Source organism: Herpetosiphon sp. (assembly GCF_003512625.1).
In the GTDB taxonomy this organism is placed as follows: Bacteria; Chloroflexota; Chloroflexia; order Chloroflexales; family Herpetosiphonaceae; genus Herpetosiphon; species Herpetosiphon aurantiacus.
This window is the reverse complement of the sequence record NZ_DOPT01000094.1, coordinates 132044-148683: the sequence shown is the minus strand read 5'-3', so window position 1 is coordinate 148683 and position 16640 is coordinate 132044. Positions and strand designations below refer to the sequence as shown.

The 16640-nt window shown below is 50.4% G+C and carries 14 protein-coding genes; 6 read left to right on the top strand and 8 right to left on the bottom strand.

The window, feature by feature from the left end:
• Positions 1–89: 89 nt before the first annotated feature.
• Genes DEF47_RS20900 through DEF47_RS20890 form a run of 3 tightly spaced genes read right to left on the bottom strand, consistent with a single transcriptional unit; the run spans position 90 to position 3966 of the window.
• Complete coding sequence (locus tag DEF47_RS20900) at positions 90–1481, bottom strand: TolB family protein (RefSeq protein ID WP_012189307.1); 1392 nt, start codon at positions 1479–1481, stop codon at positions 90–92.
• 29 nt (positions 1482–1510) lie between these two features.
• Positions 1511–2797 carry a glycosyltransferase family 4 protein gene (locus DEF47_RS20895; RefSeq protein ID WP_012189308.1) on the bottom strand — a complete coding sequence of 429 codons (1287 nt, stop codon included), beginning with the start codon at positions 2795–2797 and terminating at the stop codon, positions 1511–1513.
• Entirely contained in the window at positions 2794–3966 is a 1173-nt protein-coding gene (locus DEF47_RS20890) for a glycosyltransferase family 4 protein (RefSeq protein ID WP_012189309.1), read from the bottom strand. The genes DEF47_RS20895 and DEF47_RS20890 overlap by 4 nt, the downstream gene beginning before the upstream one ends.
• 396 nt (positions 3967–4362) lie before the next feature.
• Between DEF47_RS20890 and xylA the strand changes: the two genes are divergently transcribed.
• Both xylA and xylB read left to right on the top strand, forming a co-directional pair.
• Positions 4363–5523 (top strand): xylose isomerase, encoded by a 1161-nt coding sequence (xylA, locus tag DEF47_RS20885; protein WP_012189310.1) that lies wholly within the window; start codon positions 4363–4365, stop codon positions 5521–5523.
• A gap of 80 nt (positions 5524–5603) precedes the next feature.
• Positions 5604–7103, top strand: a complete 1500-nt coding sequence (gene xylB / locus DEF47_RS20880) for a xylulokinase (RefSeq protein ID WP_012189311.1) — start codon at positions 5604–5606, stop codon at positions 7101–7103.
• Positions 7104–7151: 48 nt separating this feature from the next.
• Here the strand turns inward: xylB and DEF47_RS20875 are convergent, their stop codons facing one another.
• The gene (locus DEF47_RS20875; RefSeq protein WP_012189312.1) at positions 7152–7616 is read right to left on the bottom strand and encodes a hypothetical protein; all 465 of its coding nucleotides are present in this window, start codon (positions 7614–7616) and stop codon (positions 7152–7154) included.
• A gap of 363 nt (positions 7617–7979) precedes the next feature.
• Between DEF47_RS20875 and DEF47_RS20870 the strand changes: the two genes are divergently transcribed.
• Entirely contained in the window at positions 7980–8609 is a 630-nt protein-coding gene (locus DEF47_RS20870) for an NADPH-dependent F420 reductase (RefSeq protein ID WP_012189313.1), read from the top strand.
• Positions 8610–8946: 337 nt separating this feature from the next.
• On the opposite strand, the gene DEF47_RS20865 is transcribed toward DEF47_RS20870, so the two are convergent.
• Positions 8947–12114 carry a DEAD/DEAH box helicase gene (locus DEF47_RS20865; protein ID WP_012189314.1) on the bottom strand — a complete coding sequence of 1056 codons (3168 nt, stop codon included), beginning with the start codon at positions 12112–12114 and terminating at the stop codon, positions 8947–8949.
• Positions 12115–12224: 110 nt separating this feature from the next.
• Positions 12225–12479: a hypothetical protein gene (locus DEF47_RS20860; RefSeq protein ID WP_012189315.1), complete on the bottom strand. Its 255-nt coding sequence runs from the start codon at positions 12477–12479 to the stop codon at positions 12225–12227.
• Positions 12480–12620: 141 nt separating this feature from the next.
• Here DEF47_RS20860 and DEF47_RS20855 point away from each other — a divergent pair, with 141 nt between their 5' ends.
• Positions 12621–12887: a hypothetical protein gene (locus DEF47_RS20855; protein ID WP_012189316.1), complete on the top strand. Its 267-nt coding sequence runs from the start codon at positions 12621–12623 to the stop codon at positions 12885–12887.
• Positions 12888–12955: 68 nt separating this feature from the next.
• Here the strand turns inward: DEF47_RS20855 and DEF47_RS20850 are convergent, their stop codons facing one another.
• On the bottom strand, positions 12956–13975 hold the full coding sequence (locus DEF47_RS20850) for a LacI family DNA-binding transcriptional regulator (RefSeq protein ID WP_012189317.1): 1020 nt from the start codon (positions 13973–13975) through the stop codon (positions 12956–12958).
• Positions 13976–14270: 295 nt separating this feature from the next.
• Complete coding sequence (locus DEF47_RS20845) at positions 14271–14672, bottom strand: VOC family protein (protein WP_012189318.1); 402 nt, start codon at positions 14670–14672, stop codon at positions 14271–14273.
• Between the two features lie 217 nt (positions 14673–14889).
• Between DEF47_RS20845 and galE the strand changes: the two genes are divergently transcribed.
• Positions 14890–15876, top strand: coding sequence for a UDP-glucose 4-epimerase GalE (gene galE, locus DEF47_RS20840; protein ID WP_012189319.1), 987 nt, complete (start codon positions 14890–14892; stop codon positions 15874–15876).
• Between the two features lie 24 nt (positions 15877–15900).
• Positions 15901–16377 (top strand): PaaI family thioesterase, encoded by a 477-nt coding sequence (locus DEF47_RS20835; protein WP_012189320.1) that lies wholly within the window; start codon positions 15901–15903, stop codon positions 16375–16377.
• Positions 16378–16640 lie beyond the last annotated feature (263 nt).

Here is a 16640-nt window from a genome sequence, read left to right as displayed (position 1 = left end):
CAGTCAACATTGTGGGCTTCGGCTGCTTCGTGGTTAATCTGGTTATTTTATTGCTGATCTCTGACAACTAGCCCCTTAGACCCTCATGCTTAGCGTCCCCAATCGATACTGCCTTCAGCATCGACATTTTGAATCAGTGGGGTGCTCAGTTGGGTTTTAGGGTCGTAGAGCTGAATGGTGCCACTTCCGCCAGGCGTACAAGCGAAACCATCATTAGCGCAAACCACGAGTGCCAGAATCTCGCCTGCAGGTGCCCAAGTAGCCTGCGAAACAAACTCCGTGCCAGGGTCAACCAGCGCCGAAACTTCAATCGGAATATCAACATAATTAACAATTTGTGGTTGATTGCCAGTGCGCACGAGATTTAACATTGGGCTACCCTTAGCCCCCAATGAGATGTAGGCAGCGCCATCGCCACGCAAGGTTGGTCGCACGCTAGCACTTTGTACATCCAAGGCCAAGCCAATTGGCTTTGTACCACCATTAATTGGATCAATTTGCTCAATCGTACTGAAATCGATCAGCACGCGATAGCCAATAAAGCCAAAGCTATATAAGGCACTGCCATCGCGGTTCCAGAACGGTGCATAGAAAATGCGCCGTGGATCAGGGAAGGCGGCGTTTTGCACCGGAGCACTAACCGGAGTCCAGCCGTTTTGACCTTGGCGACCAATCAGGCCAACCGTATTAAAGCCTTCGTTGATATCGCCAATGGTTGGTGAAACATAGGCCAAGCGCTTGCCATCAGGCGACCATGCTGGTTGGCAGCCTTGGGCCAGCGTCGTACTGCTGTTGCTATTCAAATCGACCACGATCAATTGGCTATCGTTGGCACATGCCAAAGGATAGCGATTATCAGGGCTGCCACTGACCACCGCCAAGGCCGTGCTATCAGGAGACCAACGTGGTGCTTCGTTGACATTTTGGGTCAAGGCTTGGCGATTTTCACCATCGCGATCAGCCACAAACAAGGTACGATTATCCAAATAGGCGATTTTGGTGCCATTTGGTGAAACTCGCGCCAATTCGCCCTGTTCAGCAATCAATTGCTCGGTTTTGGCTTTAACATTGTAGCTCCACAATGCGCCTGCTCGCTCAAAGAAGATTAATCCACTACTCGCACTTGGTGGGGCGGGTGTGGCGGTTGGTTCCGGCGTTGGCGTTTCAGTTGGCAAGGGAGTCTCGGTTGGCGTTGGGCTTTCCAAGGGTGTTGGGCTTGGCAAAGGCGTAACCGTAATTGGGCCAAGATTCACCGTTGGCGTTGGCTCACGATTGCCTGCGCTGGTTGGCGTTGATGCACCTGGCTCAGTGGTTGCGGTTGGGGTAGCAGTGCGGCGTTGCAGCCCTTGGTTTACTAAAGCAAAAGCCGTTGCAGTTTGTTGACGTAAATTTGGTGTAACGGTGATATCAACTGTTGCTGGTGTTGCACTACATCCTACGAGCATGCCTGACAGCAGCAACCAAGAAACCAATCGACGCATACGCCTTTTCTCCTATCCTACACAGTAACTTAATCATACCCAGTCAGCGCACGCTGTGGTTGTTGGGTAAGTAGTGTCCAATAGAGTTGTTCCACTTGCTCAGCAACCACTGTGCTAGCTAAACGGGTTTGGGCGGTTTGATAGGCAACTTGGCCCAATTGCTCGGCTCGTTGCGGGTTGTGCAGCAATTCTGCCGCCAATACACCTAGTTGCTTGGCTGAGCGAGCCAGATAGCCATTCAGGCCATGCTGAATTAGATCCGGTGTGCCGCCCGTTGCCATTGCCACAATCGGCATGCCCACAGCACAAGCTTCAAGCAAAACCCGACTGAGTGGTTCGCCCCACGTTGAGGGGAAAATTAAGAGCTTGGCCCCCGCCATCAAGCGCAAAACCTCATCGTGCTCAACCCAATCGAGGGCTAGCACCTCAATGCCTTGAGCTTGAATTGCTGCAACCAGCTCTGAATTCTTGCCGCCAGCGATGACGAGGGTTGCCTCACCACCAGCTGCCCGAAAACTAGCCATAATTTCGGGTAGTAAATAGGCTCCTTTGTTGCGAGCCAATTTGCCAGTAAACAAGATATATGGCTGATTAATGGTCGTTTGCGCAGGCGTTGCTAGCACTTTGCTTATCGCTGCTACATTGACCATGTTGGGAATTGGCCATAATTTGGCGGGTGCAACTACGCTGCTAAGCCGTTGGGTGATATAGCTACTCAGCGAAATAACCGCATCACAGGCTTGTAACAATTGTCGTCGCCGTTGCATATGCGCTTGGACATAGGGTAAGGCCAAGAGCGAAAGTATCCCAAGTAATGGTTTGCGGCGGGCAACCAAATCGGTGGCCGCCGCCGCCCAATCAAAATCTTCAAGCGGGAATTGATCGCCATGTAAATTTGTGCCAAAATAATGATTTGGCCAATGATCACGCACGGTTGCCACAACCGGAATGTTCAGCTGTTGCCCCGCCAAGACGGCTGCACCAATCCCTTGGACGTGCTGTCCATGAATGATTACGTGTTCGCGCTGCTTGCCGATCGTCTTGACAATTGCTTGGGCAAATTGGGGCCAGAACAGTTCAAAGCGCGACCAATTGGCCACAAACGGCAAACGAGCAGGTTGATAGCCGACCTCAACCACCGGAACACCTGCTTCAACCCGCCGATGCAGCCCACGCACTCCAGCCTTGGGAACCAATGCCGTCACCTGATGGCCGCGTTCGAGCAACGCCAACGCCAAGGCATGACTACTCCAGCCTGCGCCACCGGTGCGTGGTGGAAATACGTCGGTTGGTAACAGCACATGCAGCGGTTTCATGGCTGCTCCTTAATCATGGTTTGCAATAATTGATATAAGGCTTGGCAATGGCGCTCCCACGAATAATACTCGACCACGCGTTGGCGAGCATTCAAGCCCCATTGTTGGCGTTGCGGGTCGTTGGCAACTGCCTGCATGACGCGAGCAAGGTCGTTGATATTGCCAGCTTCAAATAACCCACCTTCTTGCTGTGGCCGAATAATTGTATCGAGCGGCGGAATATTAGCTGTTACTACGGGCAAGCCAGCCGCCATGTATTCGTAAATTTTCAGTGGCGACCAAAAGAAGCCTGCCGCTTGTAAAGCTGGGTGACGAGCTGGATTGAACGGTGCAACCCCAACGCTAGCCTGCGCTAACAAGGCTGGTACGCGTTCGTGAGCTACTGCCCCTGCCCATTCAAAACGTTCGGCATACGGTGCTGCCAACCGTTGAGCTTCAGCTTGTTCTGGGCCACTACCAATTAATAAAAATCGGGCCGGGCTGCCTTGCTGAATCAAACGAATCGCTGCGCGAATAAAATCGGTCACCCCATGCCAATGGCGAAACGAACCAAGAAAGACAAACACTGGTTGGATTGGTGCTTGAGTTTGTGGGCTAAATGCCTGAACATTCGCGCCCCAAGGTAATTCGACGATTCGACTGCATTCAATTTCGGGTGGCACGGTTGTGTGCAAGGGCGTGACAATTTTGGTGCTATGCCGGCATTGCCAAGCGGCCCAGCGCCGCATCGGGCCATGCTTGCCAGGCAATAGCCACGCCAAGCTATCATCTAGTTGGCGCTTGCGTACTTGGGGCGGATCAACGATCAAGGCATTGACTTCTAACAACGTCGGAATGCCTTGGCGAGCCGCAGCCAAGATGCCTGCTCCAGCAAAATTATAGTAGCGTTCCATTACCGCATCGGGCCGCAATTCGCGTACCAACCGTGCAATTGCTGAATAGCCAAGCAAACTCAAAGGCTTTGGCAAATCAGCTTCGTACCAAGTAATTGCTCCGGTTTGGCGCTTGGGCAGTTGCCATGGCTTGCGGCGTTGGCCTTGGGCTGGTCGTGTTATCACATGCATTTCCACGCCCAGTTGAGCCAAGCCTTGGGCAACTTCGGTTGTATGAATTGCGCCACCAAATGCACCAGGCACGCGGATGCCGCTGGCGATGTATAAGACTTTCACATGCAATCCCTACAGGTTGTCGTTCAACCTTTATTATAGCCGCAAACGCCAAGCCAAAAGCAGCAAAAGCGACCTAGGATTCACTACCGATTGGCATGCCCAGCAGGCGTGGGGGAGCCATCCCATCATGAGCATTGGAACTCCCCTCGCCCGCCGCAGTGGGAGAGGGCTAGGGGTGAGGGAACTCTGGTCGTTTTACTTGACAAACCAGACTGCTTGATCTAGATTATGCTTTGTAAGCGTTTACACAATTTTTGCTCAGAATTACAACCTCAATCCAGCGTTTTGGGCTAAATCAGCGCCAAAAATGTGAAAATATTGGTAAATTTTCTGCAAGCGCTTACAGAAAATCTGATCAGTGAACGATCAACTCCATAGTACAAGGAGGTACCATTTATGTACGACGCACAGCCTGCCCACAAATTTACGTTTGGCCTTTGGACGGTCGGCAATGTTGGCCGTGATCCCTTTGGCGAGCCAGTTCGTAAGCCGCTGAGTCCTCCTGAGATTGTCCATTTACTGGCAGAAGTTGGCGCTTGGGGCGTAAACTTCCACGATAACGATTTAATTCCAATTGATGCAACTCCCAGCGAACGCGACTCAATTATCAAGGCCTTTCGTGGCGCTTTAGCTGAAACCGGTCTCGTTGTGCCAATGGCAACTACCAACTTATTCAGTCATCCAGCTTTTAAAGATGGCGCGTTTACCAGCAATGATCCAGCAGTACGCGCCTATGCGCTGCAAAAAACCATGGCCGCGATGGATTTGGGAGCCGAATTTGGGGCCACGACCTATGTATTTTGGGGTGGTCGCGAAGGCAGCGAAAGCGATGCCGCCAAAAATCCGCTTGAAGGCTTGAAGTGGTTTCGCGAGGCGCTCAACTTTTTGTGTGAATATAGCTTGGCCCAAGGCTATAACTATCGCTTTGCCTTGGAAGCGAAGCCCAACGAACCACGCGGCGACATCTTTTTGCCCACCACCGGAGCCATGTTGGGCTTTATCGAAACCCTCGATCATTCAGCAATGGTTGGGGTTAACCCTGAAGTAGCCCACGAAACCATGGCGGGCTTAAATTTTGCCCATGCTGTGGCCCAAGCGCTTGATGCTGGCAAACTTTTCCACATCGACCTCAACGATCAAGCCAGTGGTCGCTATGATCAAGATTTCCGCTTTGCAGCGCATAACTACAAGCAAAATTTCTTCTTGGTCAAGTTGCTCGAAGATGTTGGCTATGATGGCCCACGCCACTTCGATGCCCATGCCTACCGCTCAGAAGATTTGCAAGGGGTCAAAGATTTTGCCCGTGGCTGTATTCGCAGCTATCTGATTTTGGCCGAAAAAGCCCGCCGCTTCAACGCTGATGCTGAAATTCAAGGTTTGTTGGCCGAATTGAAAACAGTTGAGCCAGCAGTGGCGGCGTTGGCTGGTAGCTATTCGCCAGAACGAGTTGCCGCGCTCAAGGCGCATGAATTTGATCGGACGGGGCTGGGTGCACGCGGTTTGGGCTACGAAAAGCTTGATCAATTGACATTTGAATTATTGATGGGTGTTCGTTAAGCTTTTAACCACGAAGAACACGAAGGCCACGAAGTTGCCTCGGTTGGTTTCTTCGTGGTTTATTTTATTGGAGCACCATCATGGCATATGTACTTGGTTATGATATTTCGACGACGGCAACCAAGGCACTGTTGATCGATCAGCAAGGAACGGTGGTGGCGATTGGCCAGGCGAGCTACGATTATGCTACGCCACATCCATTATGGAGCGAGCAATCGCCGCATTTATGGTGGCAGGCTTGCCGCGAAAGTACCCAAGAAGTGTTGGCAAAAGCAGGTGTGGCCGCCAACGAGATTATGGCAATTGGCTTGGCTGGCCAGATGCATGGCTTAGTTTTGCTTGATCAAGCGGGCGAGGTGTTGCGTCCAGCCTTGCTTTGGAACGATCAGCGGACTGCTGAACAGTGCGAGCAAATTACCGCGCGACTAGGTGAACAACGCCTGATCGAATTAACGGGTAATCGGGCATTAACCGGCTTTACTGCGCCGAAAATTTTGTGGGTTCAACAGCACGAGCCAGAAATTTATGCCCAAATTGCCCATATTCTGCTGCCCAAAGATTATGTGCGCTATTGTCTGACTGGCGAATTTGCCAGCGATGTCTCTGATAGTGCTGGCACGCTCTTGCTGGATGTACGCAGTCGTCAATGGTCGGCGGAAGTAGCTCAAGCCCTTGAGATCGATCTGGCATGGCTACCGCAATTATTTGAAGGCCCAGCCATCACAGGCCAATTGCATGCTGAGGCCGCAGCGGCTTTGGGCTTGGTAGCGGGCATTCCAGTGGTTGGCGGTGGCGGTGATCAAGCGGCCAATGCGGTTGGCACAGGTGTGGTTGCGGCTGGTAGCATTGCCCTGAGCCTTGGTACATCGGGCGTGGTTTTTGGGGCGACGGCTAGCCCAATTATCGAGCCACAAGGCCGCTTGCATGCTTTTTGCCATGCTGTGCCTGGGCGTTGGCATTTGATGGGCGTGATGTTGAGTGCGGCGGGCAGCTTGCGCTGGTATCACGATACCTTCGCCCCACAACTGAGCTATGACCAATTGCTGGAGCCTGCCGAAGCTGTGGCAGTTGGCAGTGCTGGCTTATTTTTTGCGCCTTATCTGACTGGCGAACGCACGCCGCACCCTGATCCCTTAGCTCGCGGTGGCTTTATTGGCCTAACCGTGCGGCATACGCAGGCCCATCTTACGCGCTCGGTGCTCGAAGGCGTGGCCTTTGGTTTACGTGATAGCCTTGAACTAATGAGCCAAGCTGGAATCGGTACCATTGGCGCGATTCGGGCTTCGGGTGGTGGCACACGCAACCGCTTGTGGCGGCAAATTTTGGCTGATGTGCTAGGAGCGCCATTGGTTGGCGTGAGTACGACCGAGGGTGCGGCCTATGGCGCAGCATTGCTGGCAGCGGTTGGGGCTGGCTGGTATCGCGATGTCGATCAAGCGGTTGCGGCAACCGTGCGCTTGAGTGATCCCACTGAGCCGAGTGCTGATCAAGCCCGCTATGCCGAGTTGTATGCAACCTATCGCGCGATTTATCCCGCCTTGCAACCACTGTATCCAGCCTTGGCTGCGGCAGAGGCCTAAATTTAACGAAAATGAGTGCGCTGCTTGAAACTCAGGCAGCGCAACGGTTTAATATTTTAGCTTGTTACGATTTGGAATAACCATTAATATCAACATCCCTAATAATCCTAATAGTGATAATAGACCGAGCCATACAGAATAGCCCTTGCTTTTGGTTGAAAAACACCATGCAGTGACCCATGCAATGCTACTAAAGAGCCAAAAAAAACCAGACAAGATTGCATCGCTGTTCTGTGGATTACGACTGTAGAAAACCCCTCCAAGTATAAACGTCACGATGCATACAACGAATGCAATATTGGAGCGCTGTCGATCTATTTTTGCATTAGCTTGGATCGAATTGGGCACCTGATAAGGATAATTGATCGGCTGATATTGAGCTTGATAGGGATTTTGGCCATAAAGTGTTTGTGGTGGATATTGGCCTTGATAGAGATTTGGGTCGTATGGCTGAGCATAATTTGGTTGATTATTGGGTGGCGTTGGCGATTGGTAATTGGGTTGGTTACTCATTAAATTTCTCCTCAAATCGTTGAATGGCTCAATATAGCATGTTTGAATTGGTAGATTAATCCCAGTTAGTGTTGATTTTAAGCTCTATATTTTTTGGGACAATAGTTTCAGTAAAGAATACGAATAACGTGTTTTAACCACGAAGCGCACGAAGTTGCATATTTGGTTAGCGGAATGAGCGATTTGGTTGTAGGTATTGCGCTGCATGGCCTTCTGATCCCTAGTCCCCTAGCCCCCTGACCACTCCTTATTGAAACCAAACCTGTGCCAATGGACAGGCTCATACTCCATCTATGTGGTGATCGATTGTGTTACAGGCCACGCTATAGTTGTTGCAGTAATTGTGTTTGGCTGGAGGCAACAATGTTAATTGGTGTTTTAGGGGCTGGGCGGGTTGGCCAAATGTTTTGCGAATTGTTGGTTGAGCGTGGGCATCAAGTATTGCTAGCCAACTCGCGTGGCCCAGCCTCGCTGCAAATGCTGGTTGAGCAACTTGGCCCGCAGGTTATGGCGGTTGAACCAGCCGCGTTGCAACAGACCGAACTGATCATCTTGGTCGTGCGTTGGCAGCATATTCCCACTGCCTTAGAGCCATTGGCTGATTACAATGGGATTGTTATTGACGTAATCAATAACCGTTTTGGACCGAATCCAAGCGATTTTTACGATTTAGATGGACGTGGCTCAAGTGAAATTGTGGCTGAATTATTGCCGCAAGCTCGTTTCGTTAAAGCCTTCAATCATCAGCCATTTGCTGATTTGGCCCATTTGAGTGAGCCGCCAACCCCCAAAGCCTTATTTGTGGCGGGCAACGATCAAGCGGCTAAGCGCGTTGTGATTGGATTGATTGAAGCATTGGGGGCAACCGCCATGGATTTAGGTAATTTGATCGATGGCGGGCGTTTATTCTCGACCGGAATCGGGCCATTAGCTGGCCATGGGCGAGTATTGACTGTGGCTGAAGCACAGGCGATTTTAGCTCAAACAGCCTAATTAGGGTTTGTCCATCCTCATAACTAGGTTTGTTGAGAACCAAAAGCCAGAGGATGGACAACCATACTAGCGCTAGTCACATTCCACTACCACCGCCATCGTGCGAAAGCCCGCTGTAGAGATTCTTTATCTATGGAACCAACCCTTCAGCAACCCCAACTACGTTGATAACCCCGTTTTAATCCCTTGTAAGGATTCTTTAGTTATGGAACCCGAAGAGGAGCTGGTGACATGGTATCGACGGCGGTTTTAATCCCTTGTAAGGATTCTTTAGTTATGGAACGAATGAACTCATAGACCAATGATCTAAGAATGCTGATTGAGACCTGTATGTGATTTAGGAGAAGAGATCTACCACATCTTCGCGGGTCAGTGATTTGACGATTCCTTGTTCGCTGGTAATGATATTGTTTGCCAAGGCGCGTTTCCGTTCTTGCAGTTGCAAAATCTTTTCTTCAACACTATTGCGCACGATTAATTTATAGATAAAAACAGGCTTATCTTGACCGATCCGATGGGTGCGATCCGTTGCTTGCTGTTCGACGGCAGGGTTCCACCATGGGTCGATGTGAATTACATAGTCGGCTGCGGTGAGATTCAGGCCAACTCCGCCAGCTTTAAGGCTGATCAGGAAGAAATGAATTTGTGGGTCGGTTTGGAAACGATCCACGACCGCAGCTCGATTGTTTGTTTTACCATCAAGATAGGCATAGCTCAGGTTTCGTCGATCAAGTTCTTTCCACAGCAGCGTCAACATCTGAACGAATTGCGAGAAAATCAGGGCTTTGTGACCTTCGGCATGAAGAACCTCAAGGGTTTCCAGTAACTGATCAAATTTGGCGGAGTGCCCTCGAAATGTTGCTTCAACTAGTTGTGGGTGGTTGCAAATCTGGCGGAGTCGGAGTAAACCCTCCAGAACTTTAATCCGACTATCATTGATCCCTTGATCATCGATCAATGATAGCAACATGGCGCGATATTGGTCGCGATAACGCTGATAGAGCTTTTGTTGAGCTGGCTCCATATCACAATACATGAGCCGTTCATTGCGGGGCGGCAATTCAGGGGCAACTTGGTCTTTGGTGCGCCGCAGGATAAAGGGATTGACCATTCGGCGGAGCAACTGCGCCGTTTGCTGATCGCCGTCGCGCTCGATTGGGGTGGCAAATTCGCTACGAAAATGCTCAAGGCTGCCAAGCATGCTTGGGTTGAGAAAGGCAAACTGTGACCATAACTCTAAGATTGAGTTTTCAACGGGCGTACCTGTTAACGTAAGGCGATGGTCGGCATGCAGGGCGCGGGCGGCTCGCGCAGTTTGCGAGGATGGGTTTTTAATCGCTTGGGCCTCATCGAGCACAAGACAGTGAAACTGATAGGTAGCAAATAGATCGATATCGCGCAACAGCGTTCCATAGGTTGTAAGCACGAGATCGTAATCGCTAAAGGCTGCGACGGTGTCAGGTCGGCCTTGATCGGTATGAACCAGCACTTGCAAATCGGGAGTCCAGCGGGCGATTTCACGTTGCCAGTTGAAGATTAATGAGCGTGGCATGACGATTAGACTGCTAGCAGACGCTTGACCACGAGCTTTCAACGACTGGAGAAAGGCGAGTGTCTGAATTGTTTTGCCAGTGCCCATATCATCGGCCAAGCACCCGCCAAATCCATACTTATAGAGGAAGTGAAGCCAATCGTAGCCCGCTTTTTGATAAGAACGCAACACTCCAGCGAAGCCTGAGGGAAGTGGCTGTGGTGCGATTCCATTGATAGTTTTTAGGCCTTGGAGGCGCTGTTTGAAGGTCGGATCAACCTGATCAGTGTTATGTAGCAGTCCATCCAACAAGGTAATTTGTGTCGGAGCAAACCGTAGCGTTTCTGCATGCATTTCACCAAGCGTAAAGAGATGACGATAGCGCTCTAGCCATAGCTCAGGAATTGCCCCAAGTGTTCCATCAGCCAACTTTACATAGCGTTTACGCTTGCGAATTGCCCGCCGTAGCTCAGCCAGCTCAAGCTCGGTTTCGCCAAAACGGACAACGGCCTCAAGGTCAAACCAATCGATTCCCGATGAAACCCGCAAGGTGATGCTGGGCGTGTGACGGTTAACTCGCGCACCAAGCAATGATTCCTCTCCATAAATTGTGAAATTCATGGCCGCTAGTTTGGGCACATGGTTGAGCAAAAATGTAGCGCTCGTTGTTCCACTGCGCAAAGTTGCAACGCTTGGTTGCTGTCCACGTTTAAGCCCATGACGCATCAACTCACCCCAGCATTGCTCCTCGATGCTTGGTTGCCGCTGGATGCGCAGAATTGTCGCATGCTCGTGACTATAGCGGATGGTTTCTGCTGGCAACTGGAGGTCATAGACCAATTCATGGTCAGCATAGCCAAAACGTAACTCAGCTCGCAAGGTCGATTCATGGTCGCTCAAATACAAGCGTGGCTGAGGATCTGCCACAACCAATTCTTGGTGCGGTAGATCGCCACTAAGTGCGGTGTGCTCCGCTAGCGGCACGAGATACTGCTCGATAAATTCAGTGTGGTCAGCCGCCGGAATATTGAGATGGTTATGGCGGCGAAATAAGCTAAGTATATTACCAGGATCATCATAGCGCACGAGCCAATCGCGATAGATAGCCCATTCAGCATTAAAGAGTAGAATCCTCACCTCGTCTGTATCGAGGTTGGTGCTTGTTTCGCCGAAGCGCAGCATTGGCGTGAGCGTCATTCCATCGGTTGTGGCAGTGCCATGGAGTTGAATTTGCCCACGATTTACGGCTACTTGCAGTGTTCGTTGAAATGGGTGCAGATCATCGCCGCAAAAGATAGCGGCATCGGGCAAAAGTTGAACTAAGGCGTTGAGTATTATTGGCAACTGAAGGGTTATGCCATAGAAATAGTTTTGCGAAAAAGCTACGATCATGTTTGCCAAGGTTAACGCTGCTTCTGGGCTATGGGGAAATTGCTGAGGCTGAAGTTGGGTATGGGGAATTTTGGCATGTTTGAGCATAGCTGAGGTATTTAAGTGCTTGTGTAGCGCAACAGGATCATGCATCACTGGCTGTGGAATCACACGCTCAGCGAACGTATAGGGTACGAGTGTCCAACTAGCCCCGCGCTCTATCAAGCTAAATATCAACAGCATGCTGTTTTGACGGCGGCGGGTAGGCGGTTGAATATTGGCAAAAATCGAGCGCCAAATACTAGGTGGATGCGCTACAAGCTGATCATAGAGGTAGAGCGCGGCTGCAACGACATGCTTACAAATCACGCCTTTGGCTGCATAAGGGCATGTGCAATCAGAAATTAACCAATGTTGATCACTGATAATTGTGACGGTGTACGGGTTTTCTTGGCTACCATGGACAGCAAAGAGTGCCTGATCGTGATCAAGGTCAAGCATTTCAACCTGACCTGCTCGATAATACGCCTCGCCCGCTTGTACTACTCGCTGGCCGGCCTCAGCTCGGAGCGCTGAAATATTCAGTAAATCGGCGGCCAACATTCTGAATTCTCCACCAATACCACCTAATGGTTGCCGATAATCATAGCATATTGAGCTGATGGTAGTGCTTGCTGATTGATTTTGATGCTTTGTTCTCACGGAAAAGGTGCTTAATCAAGCTTATTCTTAGCCGCTATTTGCGCCCTTCGCCATTGATCAACGAATGCGGCATAGGCTGCTAATTTCCGGTCATACGAGTTGAGTAAGCTGAATATCGCCTCTTGATCCGGCGATAGTGGATTGGTATTCAAAGAACAATAAAGGACGTAATGCATTCCCTGTGATGCGGTGGCAACATCACGCAGCACATGAAAAAGTTCATCAATTAAATCAGCGGCACTCAACTCGACTGAACGATCTTCCATACTACACTCCAAGCGCTAATTATCGGTTTATGCTATGCTTTAAGCTCTGTTGTAGGAGTGTAACATACCGGAATGAAGTATCGGCTAGAAATTTTTGGGCGCTCAAGTGATGCCACCTGTGGCTATGGCTGAGGCCCGCGCATGCCTTCGTTGAAGGTCGCAAATACGGTGGCACTCTCATTAGCTCGCTTGGTCGGTGATCAAGTTCAGGTGATCTATTATGATCTCGATGATCCTGTAGTGCTGCACCAGCATGCCGAGCGAATTACCTACTTTGCTGAGGAAGCATGGCCTTACCCGCTAGCGTTATTTGATGATGAAATATTGTTTGTTGGCGGGCTGCAACCGCTGAAATTGCTAGCAGCGGTGGTCGAACAACTGCGCCGTCGTGGGCTAAATTTGGCCTAGATGCTGTAAAGCGGAGGTTTGTATCGCAGCGCATTTAAGCGAGATCGAAGCCTATTCGGCCTCGCTTGTTATTGTTTAAGCATCCAACAGGAATCGCGAATGACCAAGCGGGTTGGCACGGTGTGCAATAATTGGCTTGATTCACGATTTTGTAACATATCAATTAATAGCTGGACTCCCAATGATCCCATTTCACGAATCGATTGATCGATCGTGGTTAGACGGGGCGTGGTTTGCATGGTTTCAGGAATATTATCGAAGCCAATCACCGAGAGATCTTGCGGCACATTGAGGCTGAGTTCCTTGGCTGCTTCAAGCACGCCAATCGCTGTGCGATCGTTGGCGGCAAAGATTGCGGTTGGTGGATTGGGCTGGTTCATCAGGCGATAGGTAGCGTTTTTGCCGCAGGCCGAGGTAAAATCACCTTCACACACCAAGGCTGCTTCGAAGCTAATGCCGGCCTTTGCCAAACCATCTTTGTAGCCTTCGAAGCGTTGCAGCGCACTCCACGCCGAGGGATGGCCTTGCACAAAGCCAATTCGGCGATGGCCAAGGCTCACCAAATAATCGACGGCTTGAATGGCCCCTTCATGGTTGGTGGCCACGACGGAAGGCACTTCGGCTCCTGCTCCATGCGGGTCGATCACCACGATTTTGGCGTTTTCTTGGAAGGTTGGGGCTGAGGGCGAGACGATAATACAGCCATCGGTTAAGCCACTGCTCAATAAGGCCACATGCTCACGCTCCCACGAGGCTCGTTTGTTGCGGGTCGGGCTGCCGCTGGTATAAATCAATAAATCGTAGCCCGAATTTTCAATTGCTGCACCAACACCTTTGATCACTTCATGATAATAGACTTCGATCAATTCAGGAACCAATAAGCCAATGACGTTGGTAGTACGGCTGCGCATACTTTTGGCGGCCAAGCTAGCAGTGTAATTCAAGTCGTCGATCACCTGCCGAACTTTTTTATAGGTTTCAGGCGATACATCATCTTTATTATTAAGCACTCGCGAGGCTGTGCTTACCGAAACGCCTGCCGCTTTGGCTACATCGTGAATCGTGACTGTCGATTGTTTTGAACGCACAGCAATACCTCAATATTTAAAGGAAAATCTCTGGAAACGATACCGGAAACGATATCATGATAACAGGTTGGTGCTAAATGTCAATTAATTGGCCTGAGGGATGACCAATAACCAGCGTGCTGATTGCACCCACCGCAACCCTGACAACTTAGTTAATAGTGGAATTATACCAGCTGATTGGTGCGTGATGGTTTATCATTCTTGGCGTATGATTGCTGCCAAGGTTGATTGGAACGCGAGGGCTTAATCATAAAGCAACCAGTTGCTCAGAAGCATAACTGGTTGCTTTTGTTGCTTACAACTGCTGAGCAATTTCCCAGAGGTGGCCAGCGGGGTCGGCAAAACTGGCGGTGCGCACACCCCATGCCCGATCGATCGGCCCATTCAGGAATTCTACCCCACGGCTACGGAGTTCAGCATATATTTGATCGGTATTGGCAACCGTGATCGTATACAACGCTCGTGAATCGTTTTTGGGTACGGCCATCGGGGCTAACAATTCAACCGCCGCGCTCTCAGTGAGTAGGTTGATTAACGTTGAGCCAAATTGAAAAACCATCGAATGCTCGTCGCTAAATACCATTGGCAAGCCAAAAACCTGTTGATAAAACTGGCTGGTTTGCTGCATCGTGCTATCAGGCACAAATAGGGTGATTGCGCTGATGGCCCCGTCTGTCCATTGTGTTGCTTGATTCATTCAATCCTCCTTAATACGAACGTGTCTAGTATAGAACATATTTGCTGATTTATAAAGTATTTTTAAACGATATGATTGTTATGGATCGGTGTTTCGCGATGTTGGCTTTTGTGTTCTCACGTGATCAGACTTCTCACCCACAATTAAGCTGATTCGGCTACAATAGCCAGCGAATTCGATGCTACACGACGATCTTGCCGTGTAAAAAGGAGTTTGTATGCGTATTTTGGTCTCCGGTGGCGCTGGCTATATTGGCAGCGTAACCAGTGCCGCATTGCTAGATGCTGGCTACGACGTTGTAATCTTTGATAATTTGCGCCAAGGCCATCGCCAAGCGGTTCCCGCCGCTGCGACCTTTGTCTTGGGCGATCTGAATAATATTGCTGAAATTCGCAGTGCTTTTGAAGCTCATGGCCCTTTCGATGGGATTTTAAATTTTGCTTCGCATACCTTGGTTGGCGAGTCGATGCAGCACCCTGAATATTATCTGCGCGATAGCGTGGTGGCGGGGATTAATTTGCTGACGGTTGCCGCTGAACATGGCGTGAAGGCTTTTATTCTCTCATCAACCGCCAACCTCTTCGACGACCCCGCTAAAATGCCAATCGACGAAAACGAGCGAATTGTGCCAGGCTCGCCTTATGGTGAGATGAAATCGTGGATGGAGCGGGCGCTCTATTGGTATGAACGCGTGCATGGCATTCGCTATGGTGCGCTGCGCTATTTCAATGCCTGTGGTTGTACGCCGACGATTGGCGAACATCACGACCCTGAAACCCACTTGATTCCGTTGGTTTTGCAAGTTGCCTTGGGCCAGCGCGAATCGATTGCGATCTTCGGCGACGATTATCCAACCCCCGATGGCTCGTGTGTGCGCGACTATGTGCATGTGAGCGATTTGGCCTCGGCGCATATTCTGACCTTGCAAGCCTTGCTCAATGGCGGAGCCAGCCGTCGCTACAATTTAGGCAATGGTGGTGGTTTCAGCGTCAAAGAAGTTATCCAAGCAGTGCGCAATGTGACTGGCCATGCGATTCCAGCGGTGGTTGCGCCGCGCCGCGCTGGCGATCCGGCGACCTTGGTTGCTTCATCGGAAACGATTCGCCGCGAGTTGGGCTGGGAGCCACGCTATGCCACAATTGAGAGTATCATCGAAAGTGCTTGGGCTTGGCATCAACAACATCCTCACGGCTATAGCAAATAAAATTTGCTTCAAGGAGCAGCATTGATGGTTTCAACGACGCAACCAGCCTTTCAAGATCAATTGCAGGGCAATCATTGTTGGGGCTGTGGCAAGGATAATCCTCATGGCTTGCAAATCAAAAGCTATTGGGATGGGGCTGAGGCGATTTGTCATTGGCAACCACAGCCATGGCATTGTGCCTCGCCAACCCATGTGGTTAATGGCGGCATCATCGGCGCATTAATCGATTGCCACGCGATTATTAGCGCCATGGCCTTGGCGGCTCAACAGGCTGGGGTTGCGCTAAGCAGCCCCACTCCAATTTGGTATGTGACTGGTAAGCTTGAAATTGCCTACCACAAACCAACACCGCTTGGCCCAAGCTTGGAGTTGCGTGCCCGCTTCGAGGTGCAAAACGAGCGCAAAACCTTGGTAACCTGCACGCTTAACGCCGCCGATCAGCTGTGTGCAACTGGTACGGTCTTGGCCGTGCGCGTTCCCAGCGAATGGATGCGGTCTTAATAGGTTGATCCACGAAGGACACGAAGAGCACGAAGCTGAGATTTGGATATCGTGTCCTTCGTGTCCTTCGTGCTCTTCGTGGATCAAATACTCAACCCGCGTTCTACTACCCTCATTCGTGTTTTGACTAAACCCTGCATCTGTCAGAAGCCATGATTTGCATGCTCTTTGTGCAATGTGTGTGAGCAATTGGAATTGTTAAAGCCAAAATCACCCGAAAAATCCGTTGACGCTGACTTTTGGCCTATGCTATAGTAGCAGCA